The organism is Erwinia sp. AnSW2-5, assembly GCF_045107195.1.
Classification (GTDB): Bacteria; Pseudomonadota; Gammaproteobacteria; order Enterobacterales; family Enterobacteriaceae; genus Erwinia.
Genome location: NZ_JBJGXA010000005.1, coordinates 282,322 through 302,252, shown reverse-complemented (window position 1 = coordinate 302,252; position 19,931 = coordinate 282,322). Strand labels below are relative to the sequence as shown.

The window sequence follows — 19,931 nt, the reverse complement described above, 5'->3', positions numbered from 1 at the left end:
AATTAATGATGAGTGACAATTCTGATACCCTGCTCGGCGAGTCGAATAACTTTATTGATGTTCTGGAGCAGGTTTCCCACCTGGCACCGCTGAATAAGCCCGTGCTGGTCATCGGTGAGCGCGGCACCGGCAAGGAGCTGATTGCCAGCCGCCTGCACTACCTGTCTGACCGCTGGCAGGGACCGTTTATTTCGCTTAACTGCGCCGCTCTGAATGAAAGCCTGCTGGATTCGGAACTGTTCGGTCATGAAGCCGGTGCCTTTACCGGGGCGCAGAAGCGCCATCTGGGGCGATTTGAACGCGCCGATGGCGGCACGCTGTTTCTGGACGAGCTGGCGACTGCGCCGATGCTGGTGCAGGAAAAATTACTGCGGGTGATTGAATACGGGCAGTTAGAGCGTGTGGGCGGCAGCCAGCCGTTGCAGGTCAGCGTGCGGCTGGTGTGCGCCACCAATGCCGATCTGCCGCTGCTGGCCCGCGAGGGTAAATTCCGCGCCGACCTTCTCGACCGGCTGGCGTTTGATGTGGTGCAGCTGCCGCCGCTGCGTGAACGCCGTAGCGATATCCTGGTGATGGCGCAGCACTTTGCCATTCAGATGTGCCGCGAACTGCGGCTGGCGCTGTTTCCAGGTTTTACCCCGGAGGCGGAACAACGTCTGCTGGGTTATGCCTGGCCGGGTAACGTGCGCGAGCTGAAAAACGTGGTGGAGCGATCGGTTTATCGCCATGCCAGCAGCGAGGAGCCGCTCGACAACATCATTCTTAACCCTTTCCAGCGCGTGGAGCCTGACGCAACGGCAGAACCGCAGGGTGAAGATGCGCTGCCTGCCTTGCCGCTTGATTTACGTCACTGGCAATATCAGCAGGAAAAAGCACTGGTCGAGAAAGCGCTGGCTCAGGCCCGCTTCAATCAACGCCGGGCGGCCGAGCTGCTGGGCGTGACCTATCATCAGCTGCGCGCCATGTTAAAGAAGCATGATATCAGTGTCAGTGAGGATTGAGAGGCGGAGAGCCAGGCAAAAAAAAAAGCCCGCTCAAGGCGGGCTAAAAAATACTGGAAGCAATGTGAGCAATGTCGTGCTCTTCCACGGTAGAGCCACCGTTGAAGCGCAGGGGAATAATAATCATTCTCAAGCCGATCTGTAAAGCACTTTGTTGAGAATCTTTCTCATTTCCATAACAAGTTCAGGCTTATTGTTAACCCCCCTTAACCTGCTGTGGGCATTTTTTGCCCACTCACCCTCGCAAACTTTGGGTGCAGCCTCCGAGTGCGGTACACTCTGTTTATTGCCTGAATTTTCAGAAGAGTTATGCGCAAACTATTCTCGACGTTGCTTCTCAGCCTCAGCGTGCTGAGCTTTCCTGTATGGTCATCCACGCCTGGCGATATTCGTCAGAGCGGCTTTGTGTATTGCGTTAATGGCGTAATGAATACCTTTAACCCGCAGATGGCCAGCAGTGGGCTGGTGGTGGATACCCTTGCTGCTCAGCTTTATGACCGTCTGCTCAACGTTGACCCCTATACCTATCGGCTGATGCCGGAACTGGCTGAGAGCTGGGAAGTGCTTGACGACGGCGCGACCTACCGTTTCCATCTGCGCCAGAAGGTGCCCTTTCAGCAGACCGCATGGTTCACCCCCACCCGCACCATGAACGCCGATGATGTGGTGTTCAGCTTTGAGCGGGTGTTTAATCGCCAGCATCCGTGGCATAACGTCAACGGCGGCAGCTATCCCTATTTTGACAGCCTTCAATTCTCTGACAGCGTGCAGAGCGTGAAAAAAATCGACAAGAACACGGTCGAAATCCGCCTTAACAGCCCGGATGCCTCCTTCCTCTGGCATCTCGCGACCCACTACGCGCCCGTGCTGTCGGCCGAGTACGCCGATCAACTGACCAAAGTAGATCGTCAGGAGCAGCTTGACCGTGAACCGGTCGGCACCGGGCCATTTATGTTGAATGACTATCACGCCGGGCAGTATGTGCGCCTGCAACGCAACGAGGCCTACTGGAAAGGTCAGCCGCGTATGTCGCAGGTGGTGATCGATATGAGTGCGGGCGGCACCGGGCGGCTATCCAAACTGCTGACGGGCGAGTGCGATGTGCTGGCCTATCCTGCCGCCAGCCAGCTTTCCATTCTGCGGGATGACCCGCGTTTGCGCCTGACATTGCGGCCGGGGATGAATATTGCCTATCTGGCATTTAATACGCGTAAAGCCCCGCTTGATCGCCCGGAAGTGCGCCAGGCACTGGCGCTGGCGATCAACAACGAACGCCTGATGGAGTCGATTTATTACGGTACCGCGGAAACCGCTGCATCCATTCTGCCGCGCGCTTCCTGGGCTTATGACACCGAGGCGCGCGTGACACCTTACGATCCGCAAAAGTCTCGTGACCAGCTGAAGGCACTGGGCATTGAAGATCTGCACCTGAATCTGTGGGTGCCGTCGGCATCGCAGTCGTGGAATCCCAGCCCGATGAAAACCGCCGAGCTGATTCAGGCAGACCTGGCCCAGGTGGGCGTCAAAGTGACCATCGTGCAGGTCGAGGGCCGTTTCCAGGAGGCCAGGCTGATGGAGATGAACCACGACCTGACGCTGACCGGCTGGGCAACGGACAGTAATGACCCGGACAGTTTCTTTCGGCCGTTGCTGAGCTGTGCGGCGATTGCCTCTCAGACAAACTACGCGCACTGGTGCCACTCCGGTTTTGATGAGCTGCTGCACAAGGCGCTGCTCTCACAGCAGCTGGCAAACCGTATCGATTATTATGACCGCGCTCAGGCAATGTTGTCGGAGGAGCTACCGGTTCTGCCGCTGGCCTACTCCCTGCGTTTGCAGGCCTATCGCTACGATATTAAAGGGTTGGTACTCAGCCCGTTTGGCAACGCTTCATTTGCGGGTGTTTACCGCGATAGCGGCGAGGAGAAGTCACCGTGATTATCTATACGCTGCGCCGTCTGGTGCTGTTTGTTGTTACGTTGTTCATGCTGACGCTGCTCGGATTCAGCCTGAGTTACTTTACGCCGCATGCCCCTTTAGAGGGCGCGTCGTTATCCGATGCCTGGGTGTTCTGGTTCAAAGGGATTTTGCAGCTCGACTTTGGTGTTTCCAGCATTAACGGTCAGTCGATCAATCTGCAATTGCGCGAGGTCTTTCCTGCCACGCTGGAACTCTGCTTTATGGCATTCAGCGTGGCGCTACTGCTGGGGATCCCGCTGGGTATTGCCGCAGGCGTGATGCGTAATAAGTGGCAGGACAAAGCCATCAGTGCCGTGGCATTGCTTGGATTTTCGCTGCCGGTGTTCTGGCTGGCGCTGCTGTTAACGCTGTTTTTCTCATTGAATCTCGGCTGGTTCCCGGTCTCCGGTCGTTTCGATCTGCTCTATCCGGTGAAGCATATCAGCGGGTTCGCTCTTATTGACGCCTGGATTACTGATTCGCCGTGGCGTCATGAAATGATTATCAGCGCCCTGAAGCATATGGTGTTGCCGGTGACAGCGCTGGCCGTTGCGCCTACGACGGAAGTGATTCGCCTGCTGCGCCTCAGCACCCGCGAAGTGATGGAGCAGAACTATGTGAAAGCAGCGGCCACGCGCGGGTTGTCACTGTTCACCATTATTCGCCGCCACGTCCTGCATAATGCCCTGCCCCCCGTGATCCCGCGCCTTGGCCTGCAATTTTCTACCATGCTGACGCTGGCGATGATCACCGAAATGGTATTCAGCTGGCCAGGACTGGGACGCTGGCTGATTAATGCCATTCGCCAGCAGGACTACGCCGCTATTTCGGCAGGCGTGATGGTGGTGGGCAGCCTGGTGATTGCGGTTAACGTACTGTCCGATATTTTAGGTGCCATGACCAATCCGCTGAAACACAAAGAGTGGTATGCGCTGCGTTAATGAAAATATAAACAGATGCGTTACATCACGAATAACGCTACGTTAACCGGTCTTTAATGACGTTTGATTTTACTTTCCTGAATATACCGCTGCGTTTCTAAAACCAGCGGTGTGCTGGGGTCGCCTCCACTCATGCTACCGGAGGCGATGATGCAATGAGAACGGAGAAGTAAAACCCGATAAAAAATGAATTGTATTATTATTGTACGTTTTAGTTTCCCCCCGCCTAAATCCCCCACATGCTTTTTGAGAAGATCATCACGCAAAAGCCTGAATTTTTAAGTGATGCTAAAGCAATCGCGAATCTCGCCGATAATATTGCTACAAACCTGTTAAGGCTCTAACGATGACCGCTGCCTTTTTACTCTTTTCATAAGAGGTTATCAAAAAAGCATCGATATCTTCAAAATTTTCAGGATGGACATTTATTTGAGCGTAAGCGCACTCGACACTGACACTGTTTTAATACGCAGGATGGTGCGCTATGTTGGACTGCTCCCATTTCTCAATACTGGCACGTGTTTAATGGCCTGACATCATGCCTGAATTGTTGTGAAGTCATTTTGACTTAACTGATTTCCAGTATCACAAGTCCGTTCTTGTCAGTATGTGGGGTCTGGCCTTTGAATGTTCCGACTGCATGGAGTTTCTAAAGATGAATAATTTCCCGATTGCTGACCAGATAACGATTCCTGACGCATTGAATCGTGCCTATGCGCATTGGAATGCCGGGCAGGCAGCGGAAGCTGAACATCTCGCGATGCAGGTACTGCACGTCATTCCATCTCAGCCGGATGCCCTGCATTTGTTGGGTCTGATGGCTCATGCCTATGGTAAATCCGCGCTGGCGATCGATTACTTACGCCGCGCCTGCCTGCTACCAGATGTTCCAGCACGGTATTGCTCTAATATGGCCGAAATCTGTCGTCAGATGGGGCTGCTGGAAGAGGCAGAAAGAGCGGCGCGGCGTGCTGTAGAGCGGGAGCCGCAACTGACTGCAGGCTGGAATAATTTGGGCATCATTCTGCAGGAGTGCGGCAAACTTGATGACAGTCTGGAATGCCTGCAACGGGTGAGTTCGTTTGAGCCAGATAACCCAGAAGCCCATAACAATCTCGGTAATACCTACAAGTTGTTGGGTCAGTTGAACGAGGCAAAGGCCAGTTACCAACAAGCCCTGTCACTGCATCCGAACTACGCCGAAGCGCATAGCAATCTGGCTTTCCTTTTATGTGAGCTGGGTCAGTTCGATGAAGCCGCCGTGGCAGCCCAAACCGCTATCGATCTCAACCCGCACCTGGCCGATGCTTATCTAAATCTGGCCGAAATAGACTTGTCTCGCTTGCGTTATGGCGATGCCTTGCAGCGGCTCAATGCATTGATGGCGTTTGCCCCGCAACATCCCGGCGGACTGGCGGCGCTGGCGCAGGTCATGCTGAAAACCGAGCGTCCCCAGGACGCACTGGTATACGCGCAGCAGTCTGTCAGGATGGCACCTGACAATCCCAGGGCGCACAACACACTGGGTCGTGCGTTGCAGGCACTCAATCAGCATAAGCAGGCACTGGAGAGTTTCGACACGGCAGCAACGCTACCCGGCACCAGTGTTGAGGAGTCAATGACGGCCCGCGCCCTGCTGCTGCTGGAAATGGGCGACAAGAAGGCTGCCATTGAAGCTTTCGATCTTACGCAGGTGCAGTTTCCTGAGTCGATTCGGGTAGCGATGGCGCGCACCGACACCAAGACCTATCGTCATGACGACCCCGATATTTCGCTGATGGAATCCGCGCTGGTACGGTCAGTCAAGCCAACGCTCAACGATCAAATGGGTCTGCATTTTGCGCTCGGCAAAGCCTACCTCGATCTCGCCGATTCCGGGCGTGCCTTTTATCATCTCGATAAAGGAAATGCGATTAAACGCAGTGTCGTGACCTATGATGCGAACAAGACCGGCCAGTGGTTGCGCAGCATTGGCGCGACATTTACGCCGGCCCTGATGAACACGTTCAGGCATGCCGGTGCAGCGTCCGAGCGCCCGGTATTCATTGTCGGTATGCCGCGTTCCGGCACGACGCTGATCGAGCAGATTCTTGCTTCTCATGCCGACATCTTCGGCGCAGGAGAACTGAGTGCCCTGCGTTTTGCTGTCGATGGTTCGGGCAACTTCCCACAGAACATGTCGGGCTGGAAGGCGGACGATTTTGCACGTGCTGGGCGTGACTATCTTTCCCGGGTCGACAGCCTGGCACCGAATGCGTTACGTGTGGTTGATAAAATGCCTGCCAATTTTCTTTATGCCGGTTTGATTCCGCTCATCCTTTCTGACGCACGTATCATCCATTGTCGCCGGGATCCGGTTGATACCTGCCTGTCCTGCTACAGCAAACTCTTTGCCGGCGAACAGTTATTTACTTACGAACAAAGCGAGCTGGGTACATTCCATCGCGATTATCAGGCACTGATGGAAAATTTGCGTCAGGTGTTGCCAGCAGATCGCTTTATCGAGGTCGATTACGAAAGCGTGGTCGACGATCTGGAAACACAGGCGCGGCGCCTGATCGCGTTTGTCGGCCTGCCCTGGGATGAAGCCTGCCTCGATTTCCACAAAACCAGACGTGTTGTACGCACCGCCAGCGTGAGTCAGGTCAGGCAACCGATCTACACCACCTCAAAAGGACGCTGGCATTGCCATGCAGCGAATCTCGGGCCTCTGCTGGCTGCGCTCGGTATCGACCCGTCGGGCGCAACCAACACGTCGACGAATCCATGAATATGCTGATACCCCCAGTGTTTGATAACGCTGCAATTCTGCGGCAGGTCGACGAACTGCTCACCGCGCAGCGCTTCGTTGAAGCTGAAACTATCTTGCGTGAGGCTCTGGCCTCTGGCTCTGGCCCGATTCCGTTGTGGCGACAATTGTTTCATGCGTTACGGCAACAAGGCCGGATTGACGAATCAAGACAGATCCTGGAAATGATCGTGCTCTCGCTCCCCGGTGACATGGCATCGCGCTTCGACCTGGCAGAAGTTCTGTTATCTCAGGGGGAGTTCACTCGTGGCTGGCGTGAATATCGCTTCAGGTACAAGTTGCAACATACCGTCATGTTCGAACGTCATGTACAGACGCCGCGCTGGGAAGGTCAGCCTATCAAGGGCAAGACCTTACTGATTCATGACGAGCAGGGTTTTGGCGATACCTTTCAGTTCCTTCGCATGGTGGCATGGGCGCGAGAGCGAAGCGGTGCGCGTGTGATCCTGGAAGTGAATGCCGAAAGCCTCGGACTGGCACAGCGCTATGTTGGCTATGACGAACTTGTCGTTCGCGGCGCTATCCCACCGGCGTTTGATGTGCATTGTGAACTGATGAGCTTGCCCATGGCCATGGGGTTGCAACTGAGTGATCTTCCGGGAAGCGTTGGCTATCTGAACGCTGACCCGGCCAGAGTTGAGAAATGGCGTGCGCGTCTGGCCGATCTGCCGCGACCCATCGTCGGACTGGTTTGGGCTGGCCGACCCACGCATGGCAATGATGCACAGCGTTCGATGTCGCTGTCCGATATGGCACCACTGGCCCAGGACGGTATTACCTTTGTTGCGCTGCAAAAGGGTCCGGCAGCGCAACAGGCTGCAAATCCACCACCCGGTATGGAACTGGTTTCGCTCAGTGACCAGATCGACGACTTTGACGACACGGCAGCCATTCTTAGTCTGCTGGATCTGCTTATCTCAGTCGATTCGGCGCCAGTGCATCTGGCGGGGGCGTTGGGCTGTCCGGCCTGGGTGCTGCTGCCTTTCGTGCCTGAATGGCGCTGGTTGATTCAGCGTGATGACACCCCCTGGTATCCGGGCATGCGTTTGTTTCGACAACCCGCACGAGGTGCATGGCCGCCGATGCTTCAATCGGTCTCCACCGCGTTAGGTCAGTGGCGAGATGACACCATGAAATTTTAATTTCGTATAAAGTCAAAAAAAATATTGTAAACAAACACTAAAATATGTGTCTATTAATGCTTAGTTAGCATTACATTGATTAAATTCTCAGCGAAGAATAAAAAACTCATACAAAGGGGTGGAAAGTGTCGAAAAAAGTTGTGGTCTCAGAGGAATTCATCGTTCCCGCTCACCGCCATGCGGTCAGGCCGGGTATTAAGCAGACTCCTTTAAGCATGGAAAAAATAAGCATCCTGAGTCTGGCATTAGCAGCCTGCTTTGCACCTGTAGTTGCACAGGCAGATTGTGTAACGGGTGGCAGCTTCGTCAGCAACGCCTCGGGTACCGAGTCCTGGGGCGCGGGTGATTGTAGCATTGCTTCTGGCGCCAACATATCAGGCGGATCGCCGGCACTGGTAGCGGTCAACAACGTTGGCACCCTGACCAATAACGGCAGGATAGCAGGTGGGGAAACCGGCTTTCGAGTTAACAGCACCTATACAGTCGGGGCTGTCACTAACAACGGTACCATCTCGGCCAGTTCATCTTATGGCATTCGAAATCAGGGAACGATCGGCAGCCTGACAAATAACGGTTTGATTTCAGCCTCGTATGCAGGTCTCTTTAACGATACCAACGGGTCTGTCAACATCCTGAACAATATGTCAGGCGCAACGATCACGGGCATTTCATACGGCATCATTAACTCAAATAATGCAACGATCTCTGCACTGAGCAATGATGGTCTAATAACCAGTAGCGGTATCGGTGTCTATAATGGCGCTAATTCTACGATCGTCTCACTGACCAATGATGGCTCAATTGTCGGCAACGCTTACGGTATTCAGAGTGATAACGGAAGCCACATTACCTCGCTGGAAAATACCCGTACCGGTCTCATTCGTGGCGGGACTGGGGTTCTTATCGGTAACCTGACCCCCACGGGCACAATCACCGTCGGTACGTTGAGCAATGCTGGAAGTATATCTGGCACGACCAATGTTGGCGTCGGAACCAGTAGCAATGGCAGCATCGGCAGGCTGACCAATAGCGGTGTCATTTCGGGCGCTCAGGGTGGTATCGGTAATGCGGGCAATATGGGTTCCCTGGTCAATAGTGGCACGATTACCAGTAGCGGCTATGCGATTTATACCGCGTCGAACGGTACACTGGGTCCTGTTGAAAATAGTGGTCTGATCTCCGGTACGATTGCCAATCTGTCGAGTCGCAGCATGACTATCAACGGCGGCAGCAATACGACATTTGGTACTCTTACCGGTTCCAGTGGCGGTACCGGCAGTGCCGATATCGGTGCTTTCTTGAGCGGTGCCAGTTTGTATTTCGATTCCGGTAACCTGCTGCTCAACGACAATATCAACGTCAGCAACAATACTGTTAACAACACAGGCGCGACGTTACAGGTTAACAATGTCCTCAACATCAACGGCAACTATACCCAGGGTGCAGATGCCAGCCTCTTGATCGGCGTGGCCAGCGGCGCCACAACGCAAGGCGTAAACGGCAGCGATCTCGGTTATGGCCGTCTGGTGGTATCAAGAGCAGCCAATATCGCTTCGGGTTCGTCAATTGGTCTCAAAAGCCTGGGCTATGCCTTTGCAACCGGTCAGCGCTATGTGGTGATCAATGCCGCTACAGCAGGCACCAACTACAATGCAAGTACGCTGAACTACTCGGCAACAGGCTACACGGGTTCCATTGTTGGGACTTCCGTCGTCGATGGCGCGAATAACAATCTGGTTCTGGCGCTGGTGGCCGGTCCTACCCCTGTTACGCCGACCCCCGTTACGCCTACCCCGGGTAATAATGCACAGGCCACAACACCGAATGCTGTCGCCTCTCTGGAAGGGTTGCAACGGTATTCAGGTATCTCTGATGCCGACCTGCTGAACCTGTATAACGCGTCTCTCGCCATCAGCTCCACAGCTGAAGGTAACAAAGCCGGTGAGCAACTTTCTCCCAATCAGAACGTCAGCGCAGGCTCTGCCACCACATCCGCGACCTTTGACATGATCAATGTGATCGGCAACCGTCTGAGTAACGTTGACTCAATCAAAATAGCGCAGTCCGGCAAGGGTGAGAGCGGTATTTCTACCGGAGATGACTTCTTGCAACAGGCTGGCTGGGGGCAAATCTTTGGTGGCCGTGCCCGTCAAGACGCAACCGATGATATCTCCGGTTATCGCGCCAACTATGGCGGTGCCGTCATTGGCTATGATCATGCCATAACCGATGACTGGCGTCTGGGCGGCGCGGTTAGCTATACCTATACCAGCGTTAACGGCAAGGACAATGTTCAGGGCTCCAGCTCCAATGTTAAGTCTTATGGTTTGACCGGTTATGCCAGCTATGTGGCGCCTAAGTGGTATTCCAATCTGTATGCCGCCGTGCTTCAGCAAAATTACAGCACCCAGCGACAGGTCAGTTTCACGGGTTATGACGGTGTGGCCAACGGAGATTTTGACGGCCAGCAATATGCCCTTAAGGCCGAATTTGGTTACCCGATTGCTCTTTCCGAAAATGTGGTCCTGACCCCGCTGGCTAATGCCAGCTATAGCTATCTCCATCAGGATGGCTATACCGAAAGCGGTGGCAATGGTGCTGCTCTCCAGGTGGACTCGGCTCACACAGATTCAGTTAAATCTGGCTTGGGAGCTAAACTCGAAACCACGCTGTCTACCCCTTGGGGTGATGTGGTGCCATATACTCAGGTATTGTGGAACCATCAGTACAACAACGACAGAATGGCCGTTTCCGCTGCTTATGCTGCTGCGACAGACGAGACCAATTTTGTGTCACGGGGTATCACGCCGGTTAAAGATTCTGCTGACCTGACGGTGGGTGCGACATTGTTGGGTTCCGGAAATACCAGTCTGACCGCCTACTATGATTTAGGTTTGGCACCGAATTATACTAACCAGTCAGTAAGCCTGCGCATTAAGCAGTTGTTTTAAATCTGAATCAAGACGGGACTGCCCCTCACGGGCAGCCCCATCCTGACGTGTTTTCGCAGGCGATGATCGACTCGTAAGGGTAAACCGCAACCTACCACTCCACGAGAAGATTCAGTCCCTGCCGTCGATGACATGAGAGAAAAAAAAGCAACACGCTGGCCCTGTTTCAGGGCCATTTTCATTTTAACGATCGCAACAGCGGTGTGTTGCCCTGCCCGATTGTGCAAAACAGCCGCACGGGTCGCCCCAAACGAAAGGCAGGCCACGAGGAAAGACAGCAGAAACAGCCGGAGAGGTGAAATTGAAGCCGCTGTTCCCTTGCTTGCGACCCTGATCTCGAAGGATAATCGCCTGTGCGGATCTTTACAGACTGTGCTTTTCAGCATGCACAGTGAAAATTGTCACATCGCCTGAGATAAAAAAACTGACATGACGAGACGATCAAGGGATGATGCAGACTAAGGTTATGATATGAATCAAAAAACCATAGCAGACGACAATACACCCAGAAGAATTGAAGTGAAAACCAATGCCCACCGATAATATTTACGCTGAGAAGCGACCGCCCAGCCCTCTTCGCCATACCTGGGGACTGTTCTACCGTGACACCACGGCAATGATTGGCTTCTATGCGTTTATCGCCGTGCTGCTGCTGTGTATTTTTGGCGGCCTGCTCGCGCCTTACGGGCTTGATCAGCAGTTTCTCGGCTATCAGTTGTTGCCGCCGTCCTGGTCACATTACGGCGATGTCTCCTTCTTTCTCGGCACCGACGACCTCGGCCGCGACCTGCTAAGCCGCCTGTTGAGCGGAGCGGCCCCCACTGTTGGTTCGGCAATAGTCGTCACCCTGGTGGCTTCCGTCTGCGCAATGGTGCTCGGTGTGCTGGCCGGCCTGACTCACGGGCTGCGCTCGGCGGCACTTAACCATGTGCTCGATACTTTACTCTCGATTCCCTCCCTGCTGCTGGCGATCATCGTCGTGGCGTTTCTCGGGCCACGACTGGAACATGCCATGCTCGCGGTGTATCTCGCGATCCTGCCGCGTCTGGTGCGCGCTATTTACAGTGCGGTGCATGATGAACTGGAAAAAGAGTATGTGGTGGCATCGCGCCTTGATGGTGCCAGCAGCCTGGATATCCTGTGGTACGCCATTCTGCCCAATATTCTGGCGTTACTGGTGACGGAGTTTACCCGTGCCCTGTCGATGGCCATTCTCGACATTTCCGCCCTGGGTTTCCTCGATCTTGGTGCACAGTTACCGTCGCCAGAATGGGGCGCAATGCTGGGCGATTCGCTGGAATTGATTTATGTTGCGCCCTGGACCGTGATGTTACCCGGTGCAGCCATTATGCTAAGCGTATTGATCGTTAACCTGTTGGGTGACGGTGTACGCCGCGCCATCGATGCGGGAGTTGAATAATGCCGCTACTCGATATTCGTAACCTGACCATTGAGTTTATGACAGCCGATGGGCCGGTGAAAGCCGTGGATCGGGTCAGTATTACGCTGACAGAAGGTGAAGTTCGTGGCCTTGTCGGTGAATCAGGGTCAGGAAAAAGCCTGATTGCCAAAGCGATTTGTGGCGTCACCAACGACAACTGGCGCGTCACCGCTGACCGTATGCGTTTTGATGATATTGACCTGTTGCATCTGTCGCCGCGCGAACGACGTAAAATCGTCGGCCATAACGTGTCGATGATTTTTCAGGAACCGCAATCGTGCCTTGATCCGTCTGAAAGTATCGGTACCCAGTTAAAACAGGCCATCCCCGGCTGGACCTGGAAAGGCCGCTGGTATCAACGCTTCGGCTGGCGTCACCGCCGCGCCATTGAGCTGCTGCACCGCGTGGGGATCAAAGATCATAAAGACATCATGAGCAGCTTCCCCTACGAGCTGACGGATGGCGAATGCCAGAAAGTGATGATTGCCATTGCGCTGGCGAACCAGCCGCGTCTGCTGATTGCCGATGAGCCGACCAACGCCATGGAACCGACCACGCAGGCGCAGATCTTCCGCCTGCTGTCGCGACTGAACCAGAATAACAACACCACGATCCTGCTGATCAGCCATGACCTGCAAATGCTCAGCCACTGGGCAGACCGGATTAACGTGATGTACTGCGGGCAGACAGTGGAAAGCGCCGTCAGCGAAGAGCTGATTACGGCACCGCACCATCCTTACACCCAGGCCCTGATCCGCGCCATGCCAGATTTTGGTCGTTCTCTGCCGCATAAAAGCCGCCTGAATACCCTGCCGGGCACCATCCCTTCGCTGGAACACCTGCCAATCGGTTGCCGCCTTGGCCCACGCTGCCCTTACGCGCAAAAAGACTGTATGGCAACACCGCGCCTCGCAGGCACCAAAAGTCATCTGTTTGCCTGCCACTTCCCACTGAATATGGAGAGTCAGTAATGGTTGATACGCTGCTGGAAGTGCGCAATCTGAGCAAAACCTATCGCTACCGCACCGGACTGTTCCGGCGTCAGCACGTTGAGGCGGTCAAAGAGATTAGCTTCACTTTGCAGGAACGCCAGACGCTGGCGATTATTGGCGAGAACGGTTCAGGAAAATCGACGCTGGCAAAAATGCTTAGCGGCATGATCGCACCGACGGCCGGAGAGATCGTCATTGACGACCATGCGCTGGAGTACGGTGATTATGGTTACCGCAGTCAGCGAATTCGTATGATTTTCCAGGATCCGTCAACCTCGCTGAATCCACGTCAGCGCATCAGCCAGATCCTCGATTTTCCCCTGCGCCTGAATACCGATCTCAATTCCGCCGAGCGGGAAAAACGCATTATTGCCACGCTGCGCCAGGTCGGATTGTTGCGCGATCACGCCTCCTACTACCCGCATATGCTGGCCCCTGGTCAAAAACAGCGTATCGGGCTGGCACGTGCGCTGATCTTACAGCCGAAGGTGATTGTGGCTGATGAAGCGCTGGCGGCGCTGGATATGTCGATGCGCTCTCAGCTGATTAATCTGATGCTGGAATTACAGGATAAACACGGTATCGCCTATATTTACGTCACCCAGCATCTGGGGATGATGAAACATATCAGCGACCAGGTGCTGGTGATGCACCAGGGGGAAGTTGTCGAACGCGGCAGCACCGCCGATGTGCTGGCCTGCCCACTGCATGACCTGACCAAACGTCTTATCTCCAGCCATTTTGGCGAAGCCCTGACGGCTGATGCCTGGCGCAGAGACCGCTAAGTATTATCACGAAATATTGCCCCCTCACGCGTAGTGGCTGACCTTCTGTTCCGGTCAGCCAGAACGGTGCAGACCAACAACACGGGCCGATCGGAAAAGAGGATCGGCCCCTACAGTTCCGGTCAGCCAGAGAGGTATATGCCATTCAGCTATTTGATAGCACAGATCATTATTTCTATCGTGTTGCAGCTTACGCCAGGATAACCATGACATTCAGGCCCGCTGGTCATGGTGCCTTTTCCTGGCGCCCTCCCGGCGAGCCTTTGAACCCGAAAAGGAATGATCATGGAACAGCGCCGCTTTACCGGCAACAACCACTGGTATCATGAAACCCAGACCAGCCTGCCCGCCCAACGCGCACCGCTGATGCCTGAAGCGGCCACCATTGAAGACCGTTTTTTGCTTGGTCTGGCGCAGCAGGCAGAAGGAGAACTGAACACCTTATTGCAGCAGGTGCAGCCCGCACTGCTGGCTTCACGCGATCTCTATCAACTGCTGTTCCCCTCGGAACTGACCACCACGCTCAGCCATACGCTGACGCTGTATGATCGCCTCAGCAGTGCGCTGACGGTGGCACAGGTGACCGGGGTACAGCGTCTGTGCAATCACTATGCGGCACGCCTCAATCCGCTCCCGGGGCCAGACTCATCACGCGAGAGTAATCATCGCCTGACACAAATCACTGAATACGCGCGCCAGCTTGCCAGTCAGCCAACGCTGATTGATGCCCTCTCCGTGCAGCGGCTTGACGATGTGGGCCTGAGCGCGCCGGATATCATCACACTCAGTCAAATTGTCGGCTTTGTCAGTTATCAGGCCCGGGTTGTCGCTGGGGTCCATGCCCTGATGGCACTGCCGGTGCGCTGGATGCCCGGTGTCACCATTCCGCCGGATGCGACCCGCGAACAGTTCCTGAACCCCCTCGTCTGGCGCCCTGCGCTGCCACCGCTGGAATTACGCTATGCGGCGCCGGAACAGCTGGAAGCGCTCACCTTCTGCCAGCCGCTGGCCGAACTTGAAACAGCCGCCTGGCTGTTTGCTCATGATGGCAAAGCGCTTTATGGCTGGGGGCGCCTTATCAATCAGCTGGAGGCGGCGCGCAGCAGCCCCCACTCTGCACTGGCTGCGGCAGTCACCTCGCGTATCAACGGCAGCGTGAGCTGTTTTGAACGTTATGCCGCAGGCAGCGAACGGCGAACGGCATTACAGGAGAGCGTGGAACAGGCCCTGAGCGTTGCGGATACCCCGCAACAGGCGCTGATTTCACTGGCGGCGCAGCTGACACGTTCGCCGGAAAGAGTGAATGCCGCCCATATTCAGCCGCTGAAAGACGCGGGCCTGAACGGCGCGCAGATATTCGATATCATTTTGAGTGTGGCGGCAGCCAGCTGGGGTAACCGACTGATGCAGGGATTAGGCATTAGCAGCGAATAGCGCTAGCCCTTTAACCACTGCCGGACTTCATCAAAGAAATGCTGGGCCAGCGGCGTAGCGCGCCCCGGTTCAGCAATCACCACCGCACCCTGTCGGGACATTGGCGGCATCGCTACCCGACGGCGTTGCAGCCCGCTGGTCATGCCGTCGATCAGATGGCCGACCGGCGACACCATACATCCCAACCCAACCTGAACCCCCTGTAACAACTGAAAGACTGATGTGGTTTCCAGCACCACGCGCAGAGTCAGCTGCGCATCACGGAAATGTCCATCAATATAGCGGCGAAAATAGCGCGTCTGCTCGGCCAGGCAGAGCGGCAACGCGGCAACGTCTTCCAGCGTCAGCGGCTCATCGCCCTCTAACTGGGGGAAATGCTGCGGATGATAAAGCAGTTCAATGCCGTTATCGTCCAGCGTTTCCGCCTGGAAATGCAGCTCACGCAGCGTCGCCAGCTCAAAGAAGCCAATCCCCACATCCACCGTATGACTGTTCAGCGCATCCAGCAGTTGATCGGCACTCAGCACCGCCACCCGGTAGTCGAGCTGTGGGTAACGATCGCCGATCGCTTTCAGCATCACTGGCAGCGAGATACTGCACTGCGGCACCACGCCAATCCGCAGCGTACCGTTAACGCCGTGTTTGAGTGATTCCACTTCCAGCTTCAGTCCCTGATACACCGAGACGATTTCCCGCGCCCAGGAGAGCACGCGCTCCCCTTCCGGCGTGAAACCATCAAAGTTGTTGCTGCGATTAATCAGCGACAAGCCCAGCTCTCGCTCGAGGTTTTTCAGACGCATCGACAGCGTTGGCTGACTAACAAAGCTAGCCTCAGCAGCGCGGCCAAAGTGGCGTTCGCGCTCTAAATTAACCAGATAAATAAGCTGTTTGATATCCATAATATTTACGCTTTAGTAAAACGTCGTGGCCAGCTGCGCATGGCGTTCAACCACCTTGTCACCCGGCGTGGTTTTGATCGTAAAACGGCAGGTCACGGGCACGCCCTGCTGATAGTCGCAGCGGGTGGTCGTTTCCCGTGTGCCTTCCGGGGTTTGACTGACGGTCACGGCATCAGAGGGTTTATCACCGGCATCCGAGGCATATTTCTGAACCCCTTCCGAGATCTGGCGATCGCCGCTAAACGCATGCTGCGCAACCAGACGGTCCTGAGCATCATAGGTCAGTTCAACACGATAGTCAGACTGCGTAGAGGAAAGCCCGGAAATCAGCCCGCTGTCGTTGTAACGAATGTCGATGGTGAAATTGCCGCTGGTTTTGGACAACACGTTGCATTGGCTATCCAGTTTCAATACGACCGGATTGCCGTTCTCTTCGCCGACCAGTTGGTCTTTTTCCCGGCGCACGCTGATATTACCGACGTCGAGGTTGGTGACATCGAAATCGGTGACACAGCCCTCTTTATCAAAATGAAATACACCGTCGTAACGTTTCTCGCCGTTGGCATCGAAAACGGTCTGATGGGTGCTTTTTATCTTGCCAGGAATGGCTTCAAACTGATAAAGAAAAGACAGATTTTTGATTGTTAATGAAATGCCTGCATCTTCTTCTTTTTTACAGCCCGCAAGAAGAAGCACCGGCAACAGCAAGGCTATCGTCGTTTTAATCTTGTCCATGCACCGTGAGTCCTTACCCGTCATACTTCAAATTGCAGCTGCGTTGGCTGCCCCCGCTCGCCCCAGTCACATCTCCTGGAGGCTCCCTGGCTTTCCGCCTTCCTGCAATTCGTATTATTTAGGGTATATTGAGTGTTATCGGCAGGTTAGCGCCATTCTTCAAGCGCTATCATACCGGGCCATTCAGGCCAGACCCAACGCACTTTTGACTTCATTCGCGATTTTTCCCCCCTGCGGCCATAAATTACCTGAACATCGTGATCGCAGACACGGTTGATCCCATTGCACCGGGGAAACAAAGATAGGGGGATTGGGAGGGAATAATTTTTAACCCATTCACCCGTTGATCCTTATCGCGATAAACACGGCCTATCGCACCATCTCTGCAATCAATTAGACAATTCTTCGCATGGAACGCAAGATCGCCAAAAATAAGCAATAATTTTTAACAACTATTCAACATAAGCCTGCGACATTATGAAATTTAAAGAAGCGATTAAGCCATATCAGGCCGCTGCGGGCGGTTGGGGTTCACTGGAAGCCACCACCCGTTTTGTTTTTGACAGCAAACAAGTGTTAAAAAACATGCGCAATCTGATGCGTATGAATAAAGCAAAGGGCTTCGACTGTCCGGGTTGCGCCTGGGGCGATGACAACAAAAGCACCTTCAGCTTTTGTGAGAACGGTGCCAAAGCCGTGACCTGGGAAGCCACCCGCCGCCATATCGGTGCTGACTTCTTCGCCCAGTACAGCGTGGCCGCCCTGTATCAGCAGAGCGATTACTTTCTGGAATACCAGGGGCGCCTGACCGAGCCGCTGCGCTATAACCGCGCCACTGACCACTACGAACCCATCAGTTGGGACGAGGCTTTTTCACTGATCGCCCGCCATATTAAAGCGATGGATCATCCCGACCGTATGGAGCTTTACACCTCCGGCCGCGCCAGTAATGAAGCCTCCTGGCTGTATCAGCTGTTCGGCCGTATGAACGGCAGTAACAACTTCCCTGACTGCTCGAACATGTGCCATGAAGCCAGCGGCGTCGGGCTGAAGCGCAGTATTGGCGTGGGGAAAGGCACCATCCGTCTGGACGATTTTGACCATGCGGATGCTATCTTTGTTTTCGGGCAGAACCCGGGAACCAACCATCCACGTATGCTGCACAGCCTGCGTCACGCGGCCGACAACGGCGCTAAAATCGTCACCTTCAATACGCTGCGCGAACGTGGGTTGGAACGCTTTGCCGATCCGCAGAAACCGCTGGAAGTGGTGACCAGCATGGCAGGGAAAATCAGTTCAACCTATTACCAACCGAACCTGGGCGGGGATATGGCCGCCGTGCGTGGCATGGTCAAAGTGCTGGCCGAGAACCACCGTGCGCGGGTTGCAGCGGGTGAGAAAGGCCTGTTTGATGAGATGTTTATCAATGCCAAAACGGAAGGTCTGGATGCCTATCTTGCCGCCGTGGATGCCACAGAGTGGTCACAGATTGTCAGCCAGTCCGGCCTCAGCGAAGAGCAAATCCGTGAAGCGGCAACCATTTACCAGAGCGCCGAACGCGTGATTTGTACCTGGGCGATGGGCATCACCCAGCATAAACACTCCGTCGATACGGTGCGCGAAATCGTCAACCTGCAACTGTTGTTCGGGCAACTGGGTAAAAAAGGCGCAGGTCTTTGCCCGGTGCGTGGTCACAGTAACGTGCAGGGTAACCGCACGATGGGCATTGATGAAAAGCCCTCTCAGGCGTTTCTTGATAGCCTGGGCGAACATTTTGGCTTCGAGCCACCGCGCAACATCGGGCACAACACCGTACAGGCGCTGGAAGCGATGCTGCGTGATGAGATAAAAGTGTTGATCGCCCTCGGGGGCAACCTGGCGGCTGCGGCACCGGACAGCCCGCGTACCGAAGAGGCCCTGAAACGTTGTGGCCTGACGGTGCAGATCAGCACCAAGCTCAACCGCAGTCATCTGTGCCCTGGCGCGATTGATGCCCTGATCCTGCCGACAATTGGCCGTACCGAGCAGGATATTCAGGCCAGTGGTCCGCAGTTTATTACCGTCGAAGACTCCTTCAGCATGGTGCATGCGTCAGAAGGCGTGGGTAAACCGATTGCGGATACCCAACGTTCGGAAACCTGGATCGTGGCGGGCATTGCTGATGCAGTGCTGGGCAGCGAGAAAGTTGACTGGCGTGGACTGGCGGATGATTACAACAAAATCCGCGATCATATTGCGGCCACCCTACCCGGCTTCAGTGATTTCAATGCCAAATGCGACCTGAAAGGCGGATTCTATTTAGGCAATGCTGCAGCCGAACTGCGGTTCAATACGCTGCATGAAAAAGCCCAGTTCAGTGCCGCCAGCCTGCCGACGTCGCTGTTCCCGGCGCTCGATGTTGTGGTGCCGTTCACCCTGCAAACGCTGCGATCTCATGACCAGTACAACACCACCATTTACGGGCTGGATGACCGTTATCGTGGGGTTTACGGCCAGCGTGAAGTCCTGTTTATCAACCCGGAAGATATGGAAAGCATGGGCTACGCCGCCGGGGATAACGTCGATATCGAAACGCTGTGGAATGATGGCATCACCCGTAAAGTCAGCGGGTTTAAGCTGGTGCCTTATGCGATTCCGCGTGGCAATCTCGCTGCTTATTATCCTGAGACCAATCCGCTGGTGCCGCTTTCCAGTTTTGGTGACGGCAGCGGAACGCCCACCTCGAAATCGGTGCCAGTGAAGATCAGCCTGTCACCTGTGGTGGCCGGAATACGTATTGCCTGACACGCCAGGGCGGCCGCAAAAATGGCCGCTCGCAGCGGGGTCAGAAAAGGCTTTTTAC

Annotated in this window: 13 protein-coding genes; 11 read left to right on the top strand and 2 right to left on the bottom strand. The window is 54.8% G+C overall.

Going from position 1 to position 19,931, the window contains the following annotated elements; genetic code table 11:
- The first annotated feature begins 8 nt into the window (after positions 1 to 8).
- The 10 genes from pspF to ACFL9S_RS05795 all read left to right on the top strand — a co-directional run bounded on the left by pspF (position 9) and on the right by ACFL9S_RS05795 (position 15,455).
- On the top strand, positions 9 to 1,001 hold the full coding sequence (gene pspF, locus ACFL9S_RS05840) for a phage shock protein operon transcriptional activator (protein WP_405261067.1): 993 nt from the start codon (positions 9 to 11) through the stop codon (positions 999 to 1,001).
- Positions 1,002 to 1,310: 309 nt separating this feature from the next.
- Positions 1,311 to 2,939, top strand: a complete 1,629-nt coding sequence (gene sapA / locus ACFL9S_RS05835) for an ABC transporter substrate-binding protein SapA (RefSeq protein WP_405260888.1) — start codon at positions 1,311 to 1,313, stop codon at positions 2,937 to 2,939.
- On the top strand, positions 2,936 to 3,901 hold the full coding sequence (gene sapB, locus ACFL9S_RS05830; RefSeq protein WP_405260886.1) for a putrescine export ABC transporter permease SapB: 966 nt from the start codon (positions 2,936 to 2,938) through the stop codon (positions 3,899 to 3,901). The genes sapA and sapB overlap by 4 nt, the downstream gene beginning before the upstream one ends.
- A gap of 655 nt (positions 3,902 to 4,556) precedes the next feature.
- Positions 4,557 to 6,671 (top strand): sulfotransferase, encoded by a 2,115-nt coding sequence (locus ACFL9S_RS05825; protein WP_405260885.1) that lies wholly within the window; start codon positions 4,557 to 4,559, stop codon positions 6,669 to 6,671.
- 2 nt (positions 6,672 to 6,673) lie between these two features.
- On the top strand, positions 6,674 to 7,852 hold the full coding sequence (locus ACFL9S_RS05820; RefSeq protein WP_405260883.1) for a tetratricopeptide repeat protein: 1,179 nt from the start codon (positions 6,674 to 6,676) through the stop codon (positions 7,850 to 7,852).
- Between the two features lie 125 nt (positions 7,853 to 7,977).
- Positions 7,978 to 10,803, top strand: coding sequence for an autotransporter domain-containing protein (locus ACFL9S_RS05815; protein WP_405260881.1), 2,826 nt, complete (start codon positions 7,978 to 7,980; stop codon positions 10,801 to 10,803).
- A 529-nt stretch (positions 10,804 to 11,332) separates the two neighbouring features.
- The gene (sapC, locus tag ACFL9S_RS05810) at positions 11,333 to 12,223 is read left to right on the top strand and encodes a putrescine export ABC transporter permease SapC (protein WP_405260879.1); all 891 of its coding nucleotides are present in this window, start codon (positions 11,333 to 11,335) and stop codon (positions 12,221 to 12,223) included.
- A complete protein-coding gene (gene sapD, locus ACFL9S_RS05805; RefSeq protein WP_405260877.1) occupies positions 12,223 to 13,215 on the top strand; it encodes a putrescine export ABC transporter ATP-binding protein SapD in 993 nt (330 codons plus the stop codon). The genes sapC and sapD overlap by 1 nt, the downstream gene beginning before the upstream one ends.
- Positions 13,215 to 14,021: a putrescine export ABC transporter ATP-binding protein SapF gene (sapF, locus tag ACFL9S_RS05800; protein ID WP_405260875.1), complete on the top strand. Its 807-nt coding sequence runs from the start codon at positions 13,215 to 13,217 to the stop codon at positions 14,019 to 14,021. The genes sapD and sapF overlap by 1 nt, the downstream gene beginning before the upstream one ends.
- 285 nt (positions 14,022 to 14,306) lie before the next feature.
- Positions 14,307 to 15,455, top strand: coding sequence for a CMD domain-containing protein (locus tag ACFL9S_RS05795; protein ID WP_405260873.1), 1,149 nt, complete (start codon positions 14,307 to 14,309; stop codon positions 15,453 to 15,455).
- Positions 15,456 to 15,457: 2 nt separating this feature from the next.
- Here the strand turns inward: ACFL9S_RS05795 and ACFL9S_RS05790 are convergent, their stop codons facing one another.
- Together ACFL9S_RS05790 and ACFL9S_RS05785 are read right to left on the bottom strand one after the other, a co-directional pair.
- Positions 15,458 to 16,354: a LysR family transcriptional regulator gene (locus ACFL9S_RS05790; protein ID WP_405260871.1), complete on the bottom strand. Its 897-nt coding sequence runs from the start codon at positions 16,352 to 16,354 to the stop codon at positions 15,458 to 15,460.
- A 12-nt stretch (positions 16,355 to 16,366) separates the two neighbouring features.
- Positions 16,367 to 17,089, bottom strand: coding sequence for a YnfC family lipoprotein (locus ACFL9S_RS05785; RefSeq protein ID WP_405260869.1), 723 nt, complete (start codon positions 17,087 to 17,089; stop codon positions 16,367 to 16,369).
- A 477-nt stretch (positions 17,090 to 17,566) separates the two neighbouring features.
- Between ACFL9S_RS05785 and ACFL9S_RS05780 the strand changes: the two genes are divergently transcribed.
- Positions 17,567 to 19,873, top strand: coding sequence for an FdhF/YdeP family oxidoreductase (locus ACFL9S_RS05780; RefSeq protein ID WP_405260867.1), 2,307 nt, complete (start codon positions 17,567 to 17,569; stop codon positions 19,871 to 19,873).
- Positions 19,874 to 19,931: the final 58 nt, after the last annotated feature.